Genomic DNA, 18784 nt, shown 5'->3' with positions numbered 1-18784 from the left:
GTAGCCGTTTAAAACTTTCCACGTCACAGCGTACAAATCCTTCCAATAGATCAGATGAAGTTAACGGCTTTTTCCCTGTGCTTGAAATGGAATGAATCGTTGCCGGTTTCCGGTATTTAGCAGTGATGCGGTGATGCGGTGATGCGGCCGGGCAAGGCGGCGGTCATCCTGGCATCCCCGAAAAACGCGATGGAGCACACAGTGTTGTCTGATAAACCGAGCCATATTGCAATTGTCGGAGGTGGCTTCAGCGGTGTCTGTGCGGCGGTCCAGCTGGTCAGAAGCAGCCCGGCACCATTGCACATCACCCTCATCGAGCCCCGTGACCGGGTTGGCCTGGGCCTGGCCTATTCGAGCACCGATCCCGATCACCGCTTGAATGGTCCGACCTGGGTTCACTCCATCGACCCTGAGGACTCAGGGCATTTCACGCGATGGTGTGAAAAGCAAGACCTCTTTTCGGCTGACCCGCAGGCGCTGCTGCCCGATGGCAGCGCTTTCGTGCGGGCGTGCCGACTTTGGCAGGTATATGGAAGCTGCCTTCCGTGAACACGCTCAATGGCCAGCGACGCAATCGACCATCACGCATCTTCGAGCCCGCGCAGTCGATGCGTTGGAAAAAGGCGATTCGATCGAGCTGGTGACCGATGCAGGGCACGCACTGGTGTGCGACCTGCTGATCATCGCCACCGGCAATCCGCAACCGAGGCTGCAAGCGCCGCTGGACGCTTCGCTGGCAGCACATCCCGGGTCATTGAAATCCGCTCGACACCCAACGGTTGCTTGAAATTCCTGCTCAAGCCGACGTCTTGATCATCGGCAGCAGCTTGACCGCGCTCGATGTGCTGGCAACACTCCTGCGGCAAGGGCACACGGGCAGGGTGGTGAGCATTTCAAGACGCGGATTGCAGCCACGTCCCCAGGCGCCCTCTGCCGGACCGCTTTCACCGCCCCCGACCGTGCCGGTTGCGCCTGCAACGGCCACGGGCCGCCAGATGCTGGATCGAATCCTGGGCCGGCGCCGGACTTTCTCACGCAACCGGGGGTTGAGCCAACGTTGCGAGCCTGGATCCGGGCGCTTCGACAGCGTATTGGGGAGGTCCAGGCGCAGGGCGCAAGCTGGCACTTGGCCTTTGATGAGCTGCGCGACGTGGTGTGGCGGACCTGGCCCCTGTTGCCCACAGCGGAAAAACGACGCTTTCTGAAGAAAGCGCGGACCTGGTACGACGTGCACCGCTTTCGCTCGCCGCCACAAAACTCAAAGCCTGGTGCGGGCCGCGCAGGCCCAGGGGCGCGTCGTATTCAGGGCCGACCGTATTCAGTCAGTGGCTGCGCTTGAAGCAAGCGGCTCGCTGCAGGTTTGTTTTGCGCCCAGACAGGGCAATGCCAGGCGGTGCGAAGCGTTCGAGGTCATCATCAATTGCACGGGCCTGGACGTTCTGGCGAGGGTTTCATCGAATCCATTTCTGTCTGCCTTGATGGACAAGGGCTGGCTCACTCCCGATGCATGCGGTATCGGCTTCGCGGTCGATGAGCATTGCCGGGCGTTGACCGCCAAGGGCACGAAACAACGGGCAGTCCGCGTGATAGGGCCGCCAACGGCGGGTACCTTTGGCGATCCACTCGGAGCGATGTTCACTCGGAGCGATGTTCATTGCTGCGCAATCTACCGCATCGTTCCCTGACATCTTGAGCAGCCTGGGGGCAAGCCGTATTCGCTGACGGCTGAAGAGGCCCTCTCGTTGAAAGGCCTGTCTTGGTCTTTTTTGCAGAAGTCTTTACTTGCTTATGTTTACGTGATTTACACAATGGTACTGACCTGGTTCGAGCTTCAAAAACCGCCATGGGTTCCGCAAGGGTTCTCATGGATGAGCTTAAAACACAGCGTATCAAAACTTCAAGGAAGTAACCATTTGAAGTGATGGGCAATAAGCACTGCATTGACGAAACTGGATCCAGACAACGCAGGTGCGACGCGGCAGTGCAAAAGGGTCGAGCTGCACTGCGCAAGTAAGCACATCAACAACGCATGGACAAGGAAGTGCTATGTTTTTTCTCAACCGCAGCGTGAACTGGAACAACGGGGACTACCGCGATTACTGCGATCACAGAGCCCGAGTGAAACGTCGCCTGCGCCTGCGGATGTCCATTGGCCTGACGCTGATGGGTTGCATGCTGGTGATCGCTGCGTGGGCTCCCAACGTCAGCGTGTAGATTCAGGCCCAGTCGATGCAGGTTGCGCCTGGACTGTCGGTCTTGGCACTGATGCGGAGTTGACAGTGATGCCGGCAAAGCATGGATCACCCTGCAAGCCAGGACAATCGAGGCTGCTGGCCGTGCAATCTCAAGGACGTCTTGCGTTCCAGGCTCGAAGTCCATCTCTGGCATGAGCTCATCGCCGCGGCATCGATGAACTCCCCCACGGGCAAAGCAGAAATTACGGCTTTGCCTGTCCTTGATCGATGAGAGGGGGTGGACTCAAAAGTCCAGGCGGAGCGCCATCGTCAAGCTCATCGTGCCGGCTTGCCTGCTGGGAGTCGGACGGGCCAGGCGGCCTGCGCTCGAGCGCCTTGCGCTTGCGGCTCACATGGTAAGCCGTCAAGACCTGGCTGGCCACCAGGTCTAGCGCGGGGGCGGGCAGCGCCCGTCGCGGTCTGTCCAGGCCTTGGGGCGTGAGGCTGCCGGCCAGCGCCACGGCGTCGCCGTCACCCAGGGCCAGCAGGGCCTCGCAAGCGGCCTGGCTGAAGGCAATCACGTTCACGAACACATCGGTGTCGCCGGCATGGGCGCGCACCTTGGCGACCACGAACAGCGTTCCCCGTCCTGCCGGTCTTTTGGACGGGCTGGCCGTGCAGCTTGCCCGCTACCAGGGCTTCGATCATGGAGTGGCTCCAGGTTGGGTTTCATGCCGCTTTTTAGCGGGTAGCTCAAGCGTTGCCAAGCTGGGCTCAGTGTAGGGGACATAGGCTGCCCATCTTTCTGGCCTTCAAGGAATTGAGCAATCACCTCGCTGCTTGCTCGTGTGGCTGTGTGTTTGTAGTTCCATCGCACAGCGCGTAAGATTTCGCTGCACAGGCCGATCGACTCTGGGGGCCATGCGATGAGCCACCCTGCCTGCAAGCTGCTGGAGCTGACCGGCTCGTCCAGAGCCAGTATGGAAGAGGCCGTGAGCACCGCTATCGCCAGGGCGCATGAGACGGTGCGCAGCATCCAGTGATTCACCCTCACCGAAACCCGGGGCCATGTGGTCGATGGCAAGGTGGCGCACTGGCAGGTGTCCCCTGAGAATCGGCTTCACGCTGGAATAGTCGCCAGCCCTCTTAAAACTTGAAGGTCTGCCATGTACAAACGAATCTTGCTGGCTTATGACGGCTCGGCCCCCCGGGCAGCAGGCCTTGCTGGACTGCCATGAAATTGCCCAGTGGAGCCATTCCAACCTGACGCTGATTGCCGTGATGCCATTTCCCCTGGCCTCCGTCGGGACGGAGGGCGTCGTCTATAACGAAACGGTGCAGGAAAGCGAAAAAAACCCGCTACCAGGCAATCCTCGACACTGGCGTGCGCAGGCTGGCCGATGCGGGTTTGAGCGCGCGCGGCGAGGTGGTGATCGGGGATGCGGTGAGTGAAATCACGCAGTGTGCCCGCCGGATCGAGGCCGACCTGATCGTGGTCGGTCACAAGCATCTCGAGGGATGGGCGGCGCGGTGGTGGCGGGGCTCGGTCTCCAAGGCGCTGATCGAGCAGGCACCGTGCAGCGTGCTGGTCGTGATCACGCAGTGAAAGGGCGCGGCATGTAGCATGGCGTCGACGTTTTCAAGCCGCCTGTGTCCGGGGCGTCAATGGGATCCACGAAACCCCGAGCGAGCGGCCCTGGCATGTTAACGAGGTCCAAGTGCCTGTTCAGGGATGCGACAAGCACGCTGCCTGCGGCAGCCAACCGGGCTGCCTCCCTTCCTAAGCCATGAGCACCACCAGCTTGAGCAGCCCGGCGGCCATCAGCACCAGCCCGAGGGCTTTGGCCATTCGCTCCCCACCGGGCGCCAGTTTCTCGATCGCCACGGCCATCGACAGCGCAGCGATCCAGGCCAGGTTCATCACCCCACCCACGAACAGCAAGGCCATCAACGCCCAGCAGCAGCCCAGGCAGAACAGTCCGTGTTGCACGCCCATGACAAAGGCCCCGGATGCGCCAGCGCGCCACTGCCCGAGCAAAAAAACCACCGGTGTGCGACAGCGTGACAGGCACAGGTGTTTGAGCCGCGAAAACTGGTAGAGGCCGGAGGCGACAAGCAACAGTCCCGTCAGCCAGGCGGATGTGCTGACGATCATGGGGGTTGACCCAGCCCATGGCCTGCAACGCCCTCTGGGCGGCCGCCGCCCCCCGCGCTGAAGGTGAGCCAGACCAGCACATAGGCGGCAACGAAGCTGCATCCTCGCGCCCGCTGTCGGCTGCGCCCGCTGAGGTTGGACGAACGTCAGGACCATGGGCAAGTGCCGAGGGCAGCATCATCGCGGCCATCATGAGCGACCACATGGTCCAGATCGCCAGCATGTTGGCGACGCTCCAGTTTGAAGAGTCGGGCATCGTCAGTTGGGCAAAAGGGTGCTCCATGTCAACCGCCATCCAGGCCAGGACCGCCCAGCCGATGACGCTCACGGCCAGGATGCCCATCGTCAGCATGGGCTGGCGGGCGACGAGGGAACCCATGCCTGGTGGCGGCTTGTCCGCCGAAGCACGCTCTTGCTGTTGCATCGATCCCTTCCCTTCGTGCGTTGACGGCCAGAAAGGCCGCATTGCACACGCGCAAACATCGGCATAAACTAGTTTGACAATAGATCTTCTGCAGGCCGGTAGCAAGCCGACCTTTTCCTGAAGGAGTATCGCGATGTCTACCTGGACTATCACCGGGCAATATATGGAGACATGCAATTGCGCATTTCTTTGCCCCTGCCTCACCTCCAACCTCACGGCGCAGCCGACCGAAGGGCGACTGCAAGGCTGCGGTCGCCCTGCACATCGACAAAGGCGAGAAAGACGGTGTCAGACTCGACGGCCTGTCGTTCATTGTGATGCTGCATTCGCCGGGCCCGATGGGTCAGGGCAACATCGCTGTCGGGCTTATCGTGGACGAAGCGGCTTCGCCGCCGCAAGTGGAGGCGATCCGTGCGATTGCCACCGGGGTCAGCCGGGGGGGCCGATGGCCATGCTCGCACCGCTCGTTGGCCGCATCGCAGGCGTCGAGCAGCGGCCGATCCGCTTCGAGGCCAACGCACTGGTGTATTCAGTGAGCGCTGGAGAACTGGTGAACCAGGCTTGCGAAGGACTGGCAAGTGTCACCGCGCCCGGCCAGGCCATCGGCATTGACAACGTCGCGCATCCCCGTCAATAGCCGGCTGTCTCTTGCCAGGGCGACGCGCAGCCGCTTTCACGCATTTGGCATCGACTGGGAGGACGCAACCGGCATGCGCAACGGGCACTTTGCACCCTTTGCCTGGGCGGGTTGATTTGTCCGCGTGCTCTTTCAACTCATGGGCGGCGGTCAGCGCCTCCCGGCAGAAAAGCAGCTTGGCCAAGGGCAACTGGGCTGGAGCCCCTACCGCCGGGAACGCTCAGCGATCGGTTTGATTTGCACACCGGGCGGGTCAGCATGGCGCCGGGCCTTAAAGGCGGGCCGATTCCAGTTGCCTGTATTTTTACTTTGCTGCTGCGCTGCATGGCCGATCTGGGACAGCCACGCGCTTCAATACAGCCCCGCGGCTTGCGTAAAAACCCTATATAGGGCAAAACTGCCCGCCAGCAGTAAGGAAAACCTTAGTTTTTTGTCTGTTGAATCAGGTAGGTCCACTGGGCTGCAAAAGTGCGAGCAAATAGTCGTGCCTGTATCCTGCTTTAAAGGTATCGAGCAGTTCTTTTTCCTACCCCACTTCTTGACAACTCGGTGTGCAGCGCAAGGGACAAGCTTGCCAAGACCCCACCAGCTTGATGCCGACAAGCTCAGCGCGTTTGTTGATTTTGGAAATCTTTGCATGTTGCCATCCCTCTTTGGTTTGGCCTCGATCCACGGTGCCAATCCGTCTAGTACGCGCAGGCGTGTCAAACCTGTCGAAATCACGGCCTGGGCCTGTGGCGCTCGCGGCGGCATGCCAAGAATAGAAACCGCAATTTGGGCGAATTCCTTATGAGCCGGACCTGATGCCCTGAGGCGCTCAGGTCCTGAGTTTGTTTACTTTATCCATGATCGATTCGCGCATGAAGCGCTGCCTCGATCATCTACCCATCCCACCTGCACATATGTTGACATACGAACTCAATAACCCAAGACCGCAGAACGACGTTCCCTTGAAGGGTGTGCGTCCCAACATCGTGCAGGCCATACGCGCTTTGAGCCGGCAAGAATTACAAGCGGCAGCAGTTGATCTCGGTCATACTTTTTTGTATGCCGACCTGGGCAATGCCAAATGCAAGCAGGACATCGTGGACCTGCTCGCCGCGCAGTGCGCCTTGCCGGAGTTGTCCTCCAAGAGCATGGAGGCGCTGTCAAGAGGGCCTGACCGAGCACATGCCCAAACCGACGACACCACTGGGCTTTATCGTGGTGATCGAACAGATCCCGGCGCATGCCAAGTTTGACAAGGAAGCGCGCGAGCAACTCCTGGACATTTTTCGTTATGCTGCGGACTACTGGGCGGAACGCAAGCTTCCCTTTCGATGCTTCTACACCTTTGCCGTCGCCCGCAAACCGGTCCCCACTCCCGCAGGCCAAAAAGACCTTCTCAAGCCGATCCTCATGGATGGCGACGAGCCCATGCCGACCGACAAGCTGTGCGACATCTCCCCGCTGGCGCTGCGCATGAGCAGCCCGTTCAATGCGCATTACTGGCGCTTGGCAGCATAAATAGAAATGGCTTTTAAAAGCCACCCCTTTCAAGGTCTTTGAGTAAGCTTTGCGCCTCACCATTTTTTACTCTGCGGAGGCCAGGAGCATGTGGCAAGAGGTACTGGAACGATTTGAAAAGCAGGCGCCGGCCAGCGTGATGGCGCGCATTGCGCTGGAGCAGGCCATGCCGGCGGCCTGGATCGACAAGGTGTTCGAAGCTAACCGCCAGCGCCAGTACCCGCGGAAGTTGCTGTTTTCCACGGTCGTTGAGTTGATGTCCCTGGTGTGCCTGGGCTTGCAGCCTTCGCTGCATGCGGCCGCGCGCAAGATGGAACACTTGCCCGTGTCGCTGGCCGCGCTCTACGACAAGGTCAAGCGCACGGAGTTGCCGCTGCTGCGCGCCCTGGTACAGGGCAGCAGCACGCGCTTGCAGCCCATCGCTGCGGCGCTGGACGTGGGTGGGTGTGTGCCCGGCTGGCAGCTGCGCATCGTTGATGGCAACCACCTGCCCGGCTCGCAAAAGCGCCTGGCGCCCCTGCGCGGGCACCGGGGTGCTGCCCTGCCCGGGCACTCGCTGGTGGTGTACGACCCTGACTTGGCACAGGTGGTCGATCTGCTGGCCTGCGAGGACGCCTACGAAAGCGAGCGTACCGCCGTGATGCCCCTTTTTGAGAGCGCCGGGCCGGGCCAGATCTGGATCGCAGACCGCCACTTTTGCACCCGCACGATCCTGCAGCGCTGCCACGAGGCCCAGGCCAGCTTTATCGTGCGCCAGCACAGCAAACACCCGGTGATCGTGCAGGAAAGCCCCTGGCGGGAAGCGGGCCGCTGCGAGACGGGACTGGTGCGCGAGCAAGCCATCGAGCTCGACGAGGGCCAGGCGCCTTGGCGGCGCATTGAGTTGCAGCTCGACCAGCCCACGGAGTCGGGTGAGTCCGTGCTGTGGCTGTGGAGCAACCTGCCCGAAAGCATCAGCGCCGAACAGATTGCCAGCCTTTACCGGCGCCGCTGGAGCATTGAAGGCATGTTCGGGCGGCTCGAATCGGTGTTGCACAGCGAGATCACCACCCTGGGCCATCCGCGCGCGGCATTGCTGGGCTTCACCGTGGCGGTGCTGGCCTACAACCTGCTGTCGTTGCTCAAGCGCTGCGTGGAGCATGCCCACCTCAAGGAGGCGCCGCAGCTCGATGTCTCCACCTACCACCTGGCCCAGCATGTCAGGGGCGCCTACGAGGGCTTGCTCATCGCCGTGCCGCCAGCGCACTGGCCGAACTGGGCGCCACAGGACACCGATCAGGTGGTGCAGCGCCTGCTGGCCTTGGCGCGCCGCATCATCCCCCGGCAAGTGGCCACGAGCAAACGCGGCCCCAAGATCGAAAAACCCAGGGGATGGGTCGCGGGAGCCAAGGCTCGGGCACATGTTTCCACGGCCCGGGTGCTCAAGGCAGCGGCGGAACAAAGACCTTGAAAGGGGTGCTTTTAAAAGCCTGATGGCGATCCTGCACCGAGACCCGTTTTGCTTCAAAAGCAGCTCCGAGTGCAACCCAGCCCAAGGCGACAATGCGCCAGCATGGAAAGTCGGCTGAAGTAGCGATTTATCCTCGGTGGGAAATCTGGTGTTTAGCCAAGGCAAGTCGTGACCGATCGATCGCTGCCCGGTGCCGACGGCCTGCTGAAGGATGCATTTGAGAGCTGTGAGGCCGCAATGGCTGGAACTGCCTGCTGCTTTTTTTGATTGGAAGGAAAAGCACTACCGTGCCAGCGTAGATAAGCGGCTGCAAGACTGTGCCAGGCAATGCGGTTTAACGGCTCAATTTATCAGTTCGAGTAGTTTGTTGCCATACACGATCACCATCGTGGAATGTCTTGTACGGAGCGTTAGCGCTTCAAAAAATTATGTTCAATTACTGGCAGCCTCTGTGTTCTTCACCTTGAATGCTCCGTCACCTTGCCGATAGAAAGACCGGGCCTCTCGTCGTCCCACGCCATGGCACGCATTTTCCAGCCGCCAGGCGTGTTGACAAACTGCGTGAAGATCATCCCTCGGGCTTCGAACGGCTTTGCGCTCAATGTGCCAGACTTGGCATAGGCACTGAATCGATGCGCCACGTTGCCGAAGATCACGGTGGATTCCCAGAATCTCGGACTCATGAAACCGCGTGAGCATGCCCGAGCTCACCAGCGCCTCGCGTGGCGCAATGAACTCCTGAACGGATGAGATCTCGGGTGTAGAGCCGACGTTTATGATGAGCAAGCCGCGTTCAATAAACAAGGCTGCAATGCTTGCGTGCGAAGGCGCTTCGCCGAACTCGAAAGACATAGCATGGAAAAACTTCATGGTGAGACGGTCCAGTTCCGCCTTGACCGGGCTGCGTTCCAGATGGCTCATGTGTTTTGCGCCTGTTAAGGTCGGTCAATTTAGCGCGAGTGCACCGTAAAGGCAAGGCCTGGTGCCGCAGGCCACACGTCATGACGCTGCTCCCCTGGGCATTGCGCGTCTAGACAGACATCGACGGCCGCTGGGCCATCGCCGCTCGCCAGCGCTGCAGGTGCGGGTGTTGTTCGCCTGGCTTGATTCTCACAACGCGTGCAAAGTCAACGGCCACCACTGCGGTGATGTCGGCTACGGAGAAACTGTCGGTAGCGATGAAGTTGCGATCAGCCAGGCGGTCGTTCAGCATGACAAAGAACTGCTGCACCCTTGCCAGGCCGCGTTGCGCCAGTTCGGGAATCTGGGGGTAGTCCATCTGCCCGGGCAGCGCCCGGTTGGCCATGGCCGGCGCGCTGTTGCGCAGCGCTTCGGCGACGGCCAGCAGCCCTTCGGACTCGACGCGCCAGTTCCAGCTGGCAATTTGCGCCTTTTCGTTCGGGGTGGTGCCCAATAGCGGTGGCTCCGGGTAACGCGCCTCCAGGTAGGCCGTGATCGCCGCGTTGTCGGTCAGCACGGCCCCCTCTTCAGTGCGCAGCGCTGGGACCGTGCACTGCGGATTGATTTTTTGGTAGGCGCTGCTCAATTGCTCGGAATTCCTCAGGTCCACCTGGACCGTTTCATAAGCAACGCCCTTTTCGGCGAGAAAAATGCGGGCCCGGCGCGGGCTGGGCGCGGTGGCGCAGTCGTAAAGAGTGATCATGGTTGCATTCCGCTTGGAGGACAGGACAGGCAGCTGAGCATCAAAGCGGCGCGGCCAGCTTGTCCTGGGTCTTGGTGTCGAAGTCGCCCGCATCGTGGCGCTCGTGCAATTGGCTCGATGGCGCGCCCATGGTGCGGTTGACCATGCGGCCGCGCCGCACGGCCGGACGCTGGGCAATCTGGTTTGTCCAGCGCAGCACATGGCTGTACGCCTGAACCTGCAGAAATTCACCCGCTTCGTACAGCTGACCCTTGACCAGCGTGCCGTACCAGGGCCACACCGCCATGTCGGCAACGGTGTACTCGTCCCCCGCCAGATAGGCGCTCTCGGCGAGGCGACGGTCGAGCACATCAAGCTGGCGCTTGACCTCCATCGCGTACCGATCGATCGCGTATTCTATTTTTGTTGGCGCGTAAGCGTAGAAATGACCGAAACCCCCGCCCAGAAAAGGCGCGCTGCCCATCTGCCAGAACAGCCACGACAGGCATTCGGCGCGCTTGGGGCCGTCTGCGGGAAGAAAGGCGCCGAACTTCTCGGCAAGATACATCAGGATCGCGCCGGACTCAAACACCCGGACCGGCGTCGGTCCGCTGCGGTCCACCAGCGCCGGGATCTTGGAGTTTGGATTGGCTGAGACAAAACCGCTGCCGAACTGGTCGCCCTCCTGGATCCGGATCAGCCAGGCGTCGTACTCGGCGCCCGTGTGCCCTGCGGCCAGCAGATCCTCGAGCATCACCGTCACCTTGACGCCGTTGGGCGTGCCCAGCGAATACAGCTGCAGCGGATGGCGCCCGACCGGCAGCTCCTTGTCATGGGTCGGGCCCGCGGTCGGCCGATTGATACTGGCAAAGCGGCCACCGTTTTCCTTGATGCCAGACCAGACCCTGGGCGGCGTGTAAGAGGAAGAGTTGTCCATGGGCAAGGCAGTCTGTCGTGATTGATGCTTGTTGGGTGGGGGTTCCAGACGCATGGTACGCGGATCGCGGTCAATGGAAGTTTGATCCATGCTGGCGATGCTGGCTGTCCCCGCTTCAAAAGACTGCAATTCTTGCGCTGAGCGGATCTTGCGGCTTGCAGGGAGGGGCAACTGAAATCGACAGCAGGAGACAATTGTGCGTGGGCGCCAACCTGCTCAGGCCCTTCAAGGTAAAAAGGCTTCAAAACCGAAGTTCCGAAGCCTTGTATGCTTTGCTTTGCTCAGCGCAAGGCCAGGGCAGTTGGTGTCAAGCGCCAACTTTGCCGTTGGCCGGGTGTGCAGGGCTTAGTAGCCGCCGCGACCACCACCGCCGCCGTAGCCACCGCCGCCAGAACGATCTCCACCGCCATAGCCGCCCCCACCCGAACGGCCACCGCCGCCACCATAACCGCCACCACCGCCACCACCGCCACCGCCATAACCGCCTCCACCGGAACGATCGCCACCGCCGCCACCGCCGAAGCCGCCGGTGCGTGGAGGACGTGCCTCCATCGGACGGGCTTCGTTCACGGTGATGCTGCGCCCGCCCAAAGGCTGGCCGTTCATGCCGTTGATGGCCGCTTGCGCTTGGGCGTCGTTGGCCATCTCGACAAAGCCAAAGCCTTTGGAGCGACCCGTGTCGCGCTCCATCATGACTTTGGCGCTGGTGACTGCGCCGAATTGACCAAACGATTGCTGCAGGTCTTCGTCTCGCACCGTGTAAGGCAGGTTGCCGACGTATAGTTTGTTGCCCATGAAGGGATTCCTCGAAAAACACAAAAACAAAAGCGATGGGGTTCCGAAAGCAAAACACACACGAAAAGAAGCGCCGTCGCCTGCGAAACTGACCGATCACCTGATCGCTGTGCGAATGCTGTGGCACCCGCACAGTTGAAATTATGCGTCAGGAAGCGCGGGCAACAGCATTCCTTGCCCGCAACACGCGTGTCCAGCGGTGGAAACGCACGGTCCAGCCAGAATCCTCAACTATCCCGTTTCTCCATCCCGTTTTACTCTTCAGTTTCACCATCGCTACCGACCGAGCTGTCCATGAACGTTCAGCGTTGTCCTCGGCGCGCACATGGCCTTGCGCCCTGGGATGGATCTGAGGGTTTACCCAACAGCGTCTGGACGTGCTTGGCAGTTCACTCCGGCACCACTGCCCCACTCGCCTGATCCACTGGCACGGCGAACATACAAAAGCCCGCATGATAAACGGCCCTGGGGACTCGATGGCTCCAGCAGGACGCCAGGTGGCTACCAAGAGTAGAAGCTCTTTTCAACAGTGCCCGGTAAGATGGCAGACATCTCTGCCGGCCATGGCCAAAAGCAGTTCCGTGAACTGGCTACACTGAACTTTCAGCGCTGCGCCTGCTGTTTGAGGCGCAGACGTTCATTGTTTTTTTGTTGAGGATTCATCACCCATGTACAAGCATCTTTTTGTGCCCGTTGACGGCTCCGAACTTTCCCACCGTGCGATGGATGGCAGCATTGAACTCGCTCTTCAATTGGGAGCGCGCATCACGGGCTTTGTGGTCGAGCCCGATCTGCCGCTTTCAACGAACGCCCAGCGTGGTGATGAGTTCATCAATCGCATCAAGGACCATGAAGCCAAAAATGAAGCGCACGCTGCAGCCTTGTTGGGACAGTTTGAAACGCGCGCCCAAGCCAAAGGGGTGCAGTTCACCGCCCATCATGTGACCTCTTACACGGTCGATCAGACCATCGTTGACGAGGCCGAAAAAGCAGGCGCCGACATGATTGTCATGGTCACGCACGGGCGCAGCCGGGTGGGTAAATTCGTATTTGGCTCGCATACCAAGAACGTCATCATCGAAAGCCGGCTTCCCGTGCTAGTGCTGCGCTAAGGGCAGTTGATCTGGGCGCTCTGTTCGAAAAGTTTGAGCTCCAGAGCGCGTCAGTGGTTAGTTAGTCACAACCTTCATGAAGCAAACCGGTATGGATGGCGCTGTCCAGACAAGAAAACGGCCCGATTCGGGCCGCCTGTTTGTTTACTCTGCTGCTGCGCTGCCAGAGGCGGCCCGGTTCTGATCGATCAGGAAATCTTCCCGGGTTTTGCCGTCGACGAGCAAGTCGTTGAGCCACTTCGGCGCGGTTCCGCGGCCGGTCCATTCCTGCCCCTCGGGTCCGCGGTATTTCGCGGGCGACGGCACGGCCGGCTTCTTGCCTTTTGTCGGACTCGCTACTTTGGCCAGTGGCTGCCTTGGCTTTTGTACCCTGGCCGCCGGACGGCTGAGCTCCTCGGCGGTGATGCCGTAGGCGGCCATTTGCTCACGCAACTGGGTCAACACGGCAGGCCGGTTCTTTTTCTGCAGTTCAGCGGCCTGCTTTTCCATGTCGAAAATTTGCTGGCGGAGTTTGACAAGTTCGTTCATTTTGGGTTCTTCTAGAGTTGTAGCAGCACGTATCGTACTGCCCCTAGGGAGCGTGCGTCTTCGTTGTTCGGTTTCCTCGAGGGCTTTGACGCATTGGCGAACGGGCGCGAAAGCGTCAATGACGCCGGCAATCAAAAGCGCGACCCGCGCGCACTGGATAGCCACACCAGCAGCATTGCGTAAAATGCAGGCAGCCTTGAGAAAGCCGCGCCCGGACTTGGTTTAGACGGATTTTTGTCTCCTCATCAACAACGTTATCCACAAGAAACGCGAACAACTTTGTCTTTACGCTTTGGACGTCAACGCCGTGTCCATTGCGGTGGCTGTCAAGGAAGTTGTCGCCTGAAGTGAAGTGAGTCAGGCTGTTTTTTGCTTGGATTCAGGCTCCTTGGTTTGTTGCTTGGTTTCTGGGTTGAGGTGCACGACATCGACATGCGCCCACTGGCGAGGCTGCCCTGACCAGCGCTGAGGATTTTCCTGGCGGGCCTGTTCATAGACGAGCGCGCGCTGCTCAAGCAGTGCCCGGTCCAGGCCGGCATGGCGCTGCGCCGGTGTCACGAAGCCAATGGCGCTGTGGCGATGCTCGTGGTTGTACCAATGGGCCAGCTCGGTGACCCAGCGCCTTGCGGCCAGCAGGTTCTCGAACGGCTTGACAGGCAGTTCGGGGCGGTACTTCAGCGTTCTGAACGCTGATTCGACGTAGGGATTGGAGCGAGCAGTCAACTGCGCCGCATGGCGACGTTGAACGACGACCTTTTCGCGTAACCCATCCGCACCATCCGCTGTTCGGTCAGGAGTTCGATCTGGTCGAGCGTGGCAGGAACTGGCGCGAAGACAGGGTTTTTTTTCACGACGCAGCGGGAGGCTCGCACTCAATGCCGGCGGTCTGGACCGACCTGGTCGCCGAGGACCCTTTCAATGCTGTGGCGCGGGGACGTGCCGCGTTCCGGGCTCAGGAGCTTGTCGAATTAGTGCAACTGATCGAGGCAATAAAGTCATGAGCCGGCCCCTTCAGTGTAAAGAAGATATTGTGCAAAGTGTAAAGGAGATTACGTCTTGGCTTGCATCTGTTCGATGCTTCTGGCATGGGAATCAGACCTGCATGTTGCACACGAAATTTCCTATCGCTTGCAGTCATCACCTTGACAGTGTCACCATACTGCACATAATTATATTTACATTTATTGATTGCTCTGATCCGAGGAGGGTCCATGCCCATAGATCGAGACAAGCACGACAAGCAAGCGGTCCTGCGCCAACACGCTGCGCTCAACCCGCGTCCGCACGGCGTCACTCACGCACTGTTCGCCAGCAACGAGTTCTTCGACCCCGACGATGTGGTGCAGGTCAAGTACGAGATGCTGCGACTGGTCAACATCGACAAGCGCTCGATCAGCGAGGCTGCCAAGGCCTGCGGCTTTTCGCGTCCCTCGTTCTACCAAGCCATGACGGCCTTCGACAACGGCGGCCTGGCCGGTTTGCTTGCCCACAAGAGTGGTCCGCACGGGGGCCACAAACTCACGCCAACGGTGCTGCAGTTCATCTGCGAGGCGCGTGCTACCGATCCGGATATTCGTGCGGAGCGCCTAGCCGAGTTGGTGCGCCAAAGTTTTGGGGTGCAAGTTCACCCTCGCAGCATCGAGCGGCAGTTGCTGCGCAAAAAAAAACGGCGCTGATGCCGGTGTCGCCAGCGCCCTTGCCGCGCGGCGACAGTCTGGTTGCACGCTACGAGGATCTGCGCCAACAAGTGCTGGGCCGATCTGCCGTACAACCCCAGGGCCTGGCTTTGTTCACCCGTCGCGGTATGTGCGCCTGGATGCAGGCGTGGAGTCAGTGTGTGGCGCCGACACCGACGCCGGCGCCGCCACAGGGTGACCAGCAGATCTGTCCAGCGCAATTGCACAGGGACGTTGCAATGCTGCTGGCCAGCATGGTTTTGTTCAATCGGCAGGAGGCCATCGCATGATGAATGATCACCACCAGAAGGTGCAGGCCAGTCACCTCAAGCGCGACGCCTACCTCTATGTCCGCCAGTCGACGCTGCGCCAAGTGTTCGAGAACACCGAGAGCACCAAGCGCCAGTACGGCTTGCGCCAACGCGCCGTGGCGCTTGGCTGGCCAGAGGAACGAGTCATCGTCATCGATACCGATCTGGGCCAGTCCGGCGCCGCAACGGATCGCGAGGGCTTCCAGCGTTTGGTCGCTGAAGTCGGCATGGGCCACGCTGGTATCGTGCTGGGTTTGGAGGTGTCGCGCCTGGCACGCAATTCCATGGACTGGCATCGGTTGCTGGAGATCTGCGCGCTCACCTCGACGCTGATCTGCGACGAGGATGGTGTCTATGACCCAGCACACTTCAACGACCGACTGCTGCTCGGCCTGAAGGGCACCATGAGCGAGGCTGAACTGCATGTGCTGCGGGCGCGCCTGCAGGGCGGGATCTTGAACAAGGCGCGCCGCGGCGAGTTGGAGATGCGCCCGCCCGTGGGGTTGGTCTACACCAGCGAGGGCACGCTCGTGCTCGATCCTGATCAGCAAGTCCAGCATTGCCTGAGGTGGCTGTTCGCTGCGTTTGCCCGCACCGGCTCGGCCTGCGCCACGGTCAAGGCCGCGCGCGATGAGAAGTTGGCATTCCCGCGGCGCTGCGCCAAGGGTCCCCACAAGGGCGAACTGCTGTGGGGCAGCCTGACTCACGACCAGGTGCTTCGTGTGCTGCACAGTCCCAGATACGCCGGAGCGTTTGTTTATGGACGTTGCCATACGATCAGGACCATTGATGGCCGCACCCGGCTGCGTCGAATGCCGCGCGATGAATGGGTCACGTTGATCCCTGGTAACCATGCGGGGTATATCTCTTGGGAGGAGTTCGAGCTCAACCAGCATCGCCTGCATGCCAACGCGCAGGCGATGGGCACCGATCGGCGCCGCGGACCACCGCGCGAGGGCCCTGCGTTGCTGCAAGGAATGGTCTTGTGTGGGCGCTGCGGTCAACGCATGACGGTTCGCTATCACGATCGTCATGGTCAACTGTGTCCCGACTACATCTGCCAGCGCGAACGCATCAAGCACGGTCAAGCGGTGTGCCAACGCGTCCCCGGAACCGGCATTGACCAAGCGGTCGCAGCGGTGCTCATCGAGGCGGTCAATCCGGTTGCACTGGAGGTGTCGCTGGTCGTTCAACAGGAACTGCAGTCTCGCTTTGAAGAGGCCGACCGCATGCGCCATGCCCACGTTCCCCCTGTGTCAGACTAGTTGTCGCCTCCGATTTTCCGCGGGTTATCCGCAGCGCAAGCGACATTTCATGCACAGAAAACCTCATTCCCATCACTCCACCGAATTCAAGGAGCAGGCACTGCTCAAAGCCCGCCATCGCGGCGCGCGTTCAATTCTGAGCCTTGCCAGCGAGCTGAACATGTCTGCCGGCACCCTCAAGCGATGGGTGCTGGACTCGGCCAAGGCCGGCGAACAGGCACTCGGGGAGACAAGCCCTGCGCTGGACGGCCCGGCTGCATCTTGGTCGCCATCGCAGCGCCTGAGGGCTCTGCAGGAAAGCTACGCATTCAATGGCCCGGCACTGGCGGCGTGGTGCCGCGAGCGTGGTGTGTTCGAGCACCAGTTGGTGCAGTGGCGCGAAGAGTTTTGCACCCCGGTCGCGCCCGCCTCGCGCGAGGCAACGGGTGCCTTTCGAGAACTCCAGCGTCAGCACGAGCAGCTCCAGCGTGAATTGCGGCGCAAGGAAAAAGCGCTGGCCGAGGTAGCCGCCTTGCTGGTGTTGCAAAAAAACTTCCAGGCGCTGCTGGAGGGCGCGGACAAATGACGTCCGTCCAGCAGCGCCAAAAGTTGCTCGGCCTGATCGGCAAGGCCTGCGCCGACGGGGCGCGCTTGAAGCCGGCTTGCCATCAAATCGGGCTGTCCTGCCGTAGCGTGCAGCGCTGGCAGCGCACGCAGGCGGCCGAGGGCGACCAGCGTCCTTCGGGCAAGCGGCGCTATGTGTGCCCGCCCAACAAGCTGCGCGAGGACGAGCGCCAGGCGGTGATGGCCACGCTCAACAGCGAAGCGTTCAAGGACTTGCCGCCGAGCCAAGTCGTGCCTCGCCTGGCCGACCGCGGCGTCTATGTGGCCTCGGAGTCCACGATGTACCGAATACTTCGACAGCAGGGCCAACTGGGCCATCGACGCTCGGAGCGCGCAGCGCAAAAGCGAAGCCGGCCGCGCGCCCTTGCCGCCACCGGAGCCGATCAGGTGTTCTGCTGGGATATCACGTATCTGCCCACTCAGGTGCGCGGCCAGCACTTTTACCTGTACCTGTTCGAGGATTTGTTCAGCCGCAAGATCGTGGGCTGGCAGGTGTTTGACTGCGAGAGCGCCGAGCTGGCCAGCCAGTTGCTGCGTGACATCTGTGAGAGCCAGGGCATTCGCCCGGGCCAGCTGACGGTGCATTCGGACAACGGCTCGCCCATGAAGGGCGAGACCATGCTGGCGGCCATGCAGCGCCTGGGCGTGGCGCACACGCGCAGCCGTCCGTCCGTGAGCAATGACAATCCGTACGTCGAATCAGCGTTCAGAACGCTGAAGTACCGCCCCGAACTGCCTGTCAAGCCGTTCGAGAACCTGCTGGCCGCAAGGCGCTGGGTCACCGAGCTGGCCCATTGGTACAACCACGAGCATCGCCACAGCGCCATTGGCTTCGTGACACCGGCGCAGCGCCATGCCGGCCTGGACCGGGCACTGCTTGAGCAGCGCGCGCTCGTCTATGAACAGGCCCGCCAGGAAAATCCTCAGCGCTGGTCAGGGCAGCCTCGCCAGTGGGCGCATGTCGATGTCGTGCACCTCAACCCAGAAACCAAGCAACAAACCAAGGAGCCTGAATCCAAGCAAAAAACAGCCTGACTCACTTCACTTCAGGCGACAACTTCCTTGACAGCCACCGCGTTGAACGCGCACAGTACGAATGCGAACTGGCGCAGCGCCGCTACATGCGCGTTGATCCCGACAACCGGCTGGTGGCCGACACCTTGGAGGCGGATTGGAACGAGAAGCTGCGCGCGCTGGGCGAGGCACGCGAGGAGTACACCCGTCGCCGAGACGAAGACGCACGCATATTCACCGACGAGCAGCGCAAAGCGATCCTGCAACTGGCCTCCGACTTCCCACGCCTATGGAACGATCCGGGTACGCTCGATCGCGATCGCAAACGCATGGTCAGATTGCTGGTGGAGGACGTAACCTTGAATCGTGACGACAAGATCACCCTACATATTCGCTTCAAGGGTGGTGCGCACAAGTCGCTGCATCTGCCACTGCCCAAGTGCTCTTGGCAGCAGCGTGTGACGCCGACTCCCGTGGTCCAGGAGATAGACTGCTTGCTTGACGAACACACCACTGCGCAGATCGCCGACGTTCTCAATGCTCGTGGATTCGCGC

24 protein-coding genes and 3 pseudogenes are annotated in these 18784 nt (G+C 60.8%); 18 read left to right on the top strand and 9 right to left on the bottom strand.

Translation table 11 applies throughout. From position 1 onward, the window contains the following. Positions 1-201 precede the first annotated feature (201 nt). From ABLV49_RS23330 to ABLV49_RS23315, 4 genes are all read left to right on the top strand, one after another. A complete protein-coding gene (locus tag ABLV49_RS23330; RefSeq protein WP_349282511.1) occupies positions 202-549 on the top strand; it encodes an FAD/NAD(P)-binding protein in 348 nt (115 codons plus the stop codon). After that, on the top strand, positions 530-787 hold the full coding sequence (locus tag ABLV49_RS23325) for an FAD/NAD(P)-binding protein (protein WP_349282509.1): 258 nt from the start codon (positions 530-532) through the stop codon (positions 785-787). Before ABLV49_RS23330 ends, ABLV49_RS23325 begins: the two co-directional genes overlap by 20 nt. Positions 788-1325: 538 nt before the next feature. Further along, complete coding sequence (locus tag ABLV49_RS23320; RefSeq protein ID WP_349282508.1) at positions 1326-1685, top strand: hypothetical protein; 360 nt, start codon at positions 1326-1328, stop codon at positions 1683-1685. Between the two features lie 361 nt (positions 1686-2046). Then, positions 2047-2214 carry a hypothetical protein gene (locus tag ABLV49_RS23315; protein ID WP_157040556.1) on the top strand — a complete coding sequence of 56 codons (168 nt, stop codon included), beginning with the start codon at positions 2047-2049 and terminating at the stop codon, positions 2212-2214. Between the two features lie 223 nt (positions 2215-2437). Here ABLV49_RS23315 and ABLV49_RS23310 read toward each other — a convergent pair whose 3' ends face one another. Continuing rightward, positions 2438-2806, bottom strand: coding sequence for a single-stranded DNA-binding protein (locus tag ABLV49_RS23310; RefSeq protein WP_349282506.1), 369 nt, complete (start codon positions 2804-2806; stop codon positions 2438-2440). Between the two features lie 294 nt (positions 2807-3100). Between ABLV49_RS23310 and ABLV49_RS23305 the strand changes: the two are divergent. Together ABLV49_RS23305 and ABLV49_RS23300 are read left to right on the top strand one after the other, a co-directional pair. Further along, positions 3101-3308 (top strand): annotated as a pseudogene (locus tag ABLV49_RS23305) (dodecin). Positions 3309-3558: 250 nt separating this feature from the next. Then, complete coding sequence (locus ABLV49_RS23300; RefSeq protein ID WP_349282504.1) at positions 3559-3780, top strand: universal stress protein; 222 nt, start codon at positions 3559-3561, stop codon at positions 3778-3780. 174 nt (positions 3781-3954) lie between these two features. Here ABLV49_RS23300 and ABLV49_RS23295 read toward each other — a convergent pair whose 3' ends face one another. Further along, entirely contained in the window at positions 3955-4329 is a 375-nt protein-coding gene (locus ABLV49_RS23295; RefSeq protein WP_349282501.1) for a DUF2182 domain-containing protein, read from the bottom strand. A 17-nt stretch (positions 4330-4346) separates the two neighbouring features. Between ABLV49_RS23295 and ABLV49_RS23290 the strand changes: the two genes are divergently transcribed. The 5 genes and pseudogenes from ABLV49_RS23290 to ABLV49_RS23270 all read left to right on the top strand — a co-directional run bounded on the left by ABLV49_RS23290 (position 4347) and on the right by ABLV49_RS23270 (position 8346). Beyond that, positions 4347-4820, top strand: a complete 474-nt coding sequence (locus ABLV49_RS23290) for a hypothetical protein (RefSeq protein WP_349282500.1) — start codon at positions 4347-4349, stop codon at positions 4818-4820. A 16-nt stretch (positions 4821-4836) separates the two neighbouring features. Continuing rightward, positions 4837-5289: a DUF1326 domain-containing protein gene (locus ABLV49_RS23285; RefSeq protein ID WP_349282772.1), complete on the top strand. Its 453-nt coding sequence runs from the start codon at positions 4837-4839 to the stop codon at positions 5287-5289. After that, positions 5205-5390, top strand: coding sequence for a hypothetical protein (locus ABLV49_RS23280; RefSeq protein WP_349282498.1), 186 nt, complete (start codon positions 5205-5207; stop codon positions 5388-5390). Before ABLV49_RS23285 ends, ABLV49_RS23280 begins: the two co-directional genes overlap by 85 nt. A gap of 902 nt (positions 5391-6292) precedes the next feature. Further along, positions 6293-6725 (top strand): annotated as a pseudogene (locus ABLV49_RS23275) (barstar family protein); the annotation flags it as partial. A gap of 310 nt (positions 6726-7035) precedes the next feature. Continuing rightward, a complete protein-coding gene (locus ABLV49_RS23270; protein ID WP_349282770.1) occupies positions 7036-8346 on the top strand; it encodes an IS4 family transposase in 1311 nt (436 codons plus the stop codon). Between the two features lie 432 nt (positions 8347-8778). On the opposite strand, the gene ABLV49_RS23265 is transcribed toward ABLV49_RS23270, so the two are convergent. The 4 genes from ABLV49_RS23265 to ABLV49_RS23250 all read right to left on the bottom strand — a co-directional run bounded on the left by ABLV49_RS23265 (position 8779) and on the right by ABLV49_RS23250 (position 11720). Further along, positions 8779-9267 (bottom strand): hypothetical protein, encoded by a 489-nt coding sequence (locus ABLV49_RS23265; protein WP_349282496.1) that lies wholly within the window; start codon positions 9265-9267, stop codon positions 8779-8781. A gap of 109 nt (positions 9268-9376) precedes the next feature. Next, entirely contained in the window at positions 9377-10009 is a 633-nt protein-coding gene (locus ABLV49_RS23260) for a glutathione S-transferase family protein (protein WP_349282495.1), read from the bottom strand. A 40-nt stretch (positions 10010-10049) separates the two neighbouring features. Beyond that, entirely contained in the window at positions 10050-10925 is an 876-nt protein-coding gene (yghU, locus tag ABLV49_RS23255; RefSeq protein WP_349282493.1) for a glutathione-dependent disulfide-bond oxidoreductase, read from the bottom strand. Positions 10926-11270: 345 nt separating this feature from the next. Beyond that, complete coding sequence (locus ABLV49_RS23250) at positions 11271-11720, bottom strand: RNA recognition motif domain-containing protein (RefSeq protein WP_349282491.1); 450 nt, start codon at positions 11718-11720, stop codon at positions 11271-11273. A gap of 668 nt (positions 11721-12388) precedes the next feature. Here ABLV49_RS23250 and ABLV49_RS23245 point away from each other — a divergent pair. Next, positions 12389-12832, top strand: coding sequence for a universal stress protein (locus ABLV49_RS23245; RefSeq protein WP_349282489.1), 444 nt, complete (start codon positions 12389-12391; stop codon positions 12830-12832). A 144-nt stretch (positions 12833-12976) separates the two neighbouring features. On the opposite strand, the gene ABLV49_RS23240 is transcribed toward ABLV49_RS23245, so the two are convergent. From ABLV49_RS23240 to ABLV49_RS23230, 3 genes are all read right to left on the bottom strand, one after another. Beyond that, positions 12977-13360: an H-NS histone family protein gene (locus ABLV49_RS23240; protein WP_349282487.1), complete on the bottom strand. Its 384-nt coding sequence runs from the start codon at positions 13358-13360 to the stop codon at positions 12977-12979. Between the two features lie 357 nt (positions 13361-13717). Then, positions 13718-14083 carry an integrase core domain-containing protein gene (locus ABLV49_RS23235; RefSeq protein WP_432280036.1) on the bottom strand — a complete coding sequence of 122 codons (366 nt, stop codon included), beginning with the start codon at positions 14081-14083 and terminating at the stop codon, positions 13718-13720. Further along, a complete protein-coding gene (locus ABLV49_RS23230) occupies positions 14080-14211 on the bottom strand; it encodes a hypothetical protein (protein WP_349282485.1) in 132 nt (43 codons plus the stop codon). Before ABLV49_RS23230 ends, ABLV49_RS23235 begins: the two co-directional genes overlap by 4 nt. On the opposite strand from ABLV49_RS23230, the gene ABLV49_RS23225 reads away from it, so the two are divergent. The 6 genes and pseudogenes from ABLV49_RS23225 (at position 14164) to ABLV49_RS23200 (ending at position 18250) form a co-directional block, all read left to right on the top strand. Continuing rightward, positions 14164-14361: a DUF5372 family protein gene (locus ABLV49_RS23225; RefSeq protein WP_349282768.1), complete on the top strand. Its 198-nt coding sequence runs from the start codon at positions 14164-14166 to the stop codon at positions 14359-14361. The genes ABLV49_RS23230 and ABLV49_RS23225 overlap by 48 nt on opposite strands. Before the next feature lie 210 nt (positions 14362-14571). Then, positions 14572-15036: a helix-turn-helix domain-containing protein gene (locus ABLV49_RS23220; protein WP_349282483.1), complete on the top strand. Its 465-nt coding sequence runs from the start codon at positions 14572-14574 to the stop codon at positions 15034-15036. Then, entirely contained in the window at positions 15036-15326 is a 291-nt protein-coding gene (locus tag ABLV49_RS23215) for a hypothetical protein (RefSeq protein ID WP_349282482.1), read from the top strand. Before ABLV49_RS23220 ends, ABLV49_RS23215 begins: the two co-directional genes overlap by 1 nt. Further along, positions 15323-16582, top strand: a pseudogene (locus tag ABLV49_RS23210) (recombinase family protein); the annotation flags it as partial. The gene ABLV49_RS23215 and the pseudogene ABLV49_RS23210, both read left to right, overlap by 4 nt. Before the next feature lie 79 nt (positions 16583-16661). After that, on the top strand, positions 16662-17177 hold the full coding sequence (locus ABLV49_RS23205; protein ID WP_349279284.1) for a transposase: 516 nt from the start codon (positions 16662-16664) through the stop codon (positions 17175-17177). After that, positions 17174-18250 (top strand): IS3 family transposase, encoded by a 1077-nt coding sequence (locus ABLV49_RS23200; RefSeq protein WP_349276567.1) that lies wholly within the window; start codon positions 17174-17176, stop codon positions 18248-18250. Before ABLV49_RS23205 ends, ABLV49_RS23200 begins: the two co-directional genes overlap by 4 nt. Positions 18251-18784 lie beyond the last annotated feature (534 nt).

Origin of the sequence: Polaromonas hydrogenivorans, from assembly GCF_040105105.1 — a bacterium.
In the GTDB taxonomy this organism is placed as follows: domain Bacteria; phylum Pseudomonadota; class Gammaproteobacteria; order Burkholderiales; family Burkholderiaceae_C; genus Polaromonas; species Polaromonas hydrogenivorans.
Note: the sequence above shows the minus strand (reverse complement) of the source record. Positions and strands in the feature narration are given on the sequence as shown.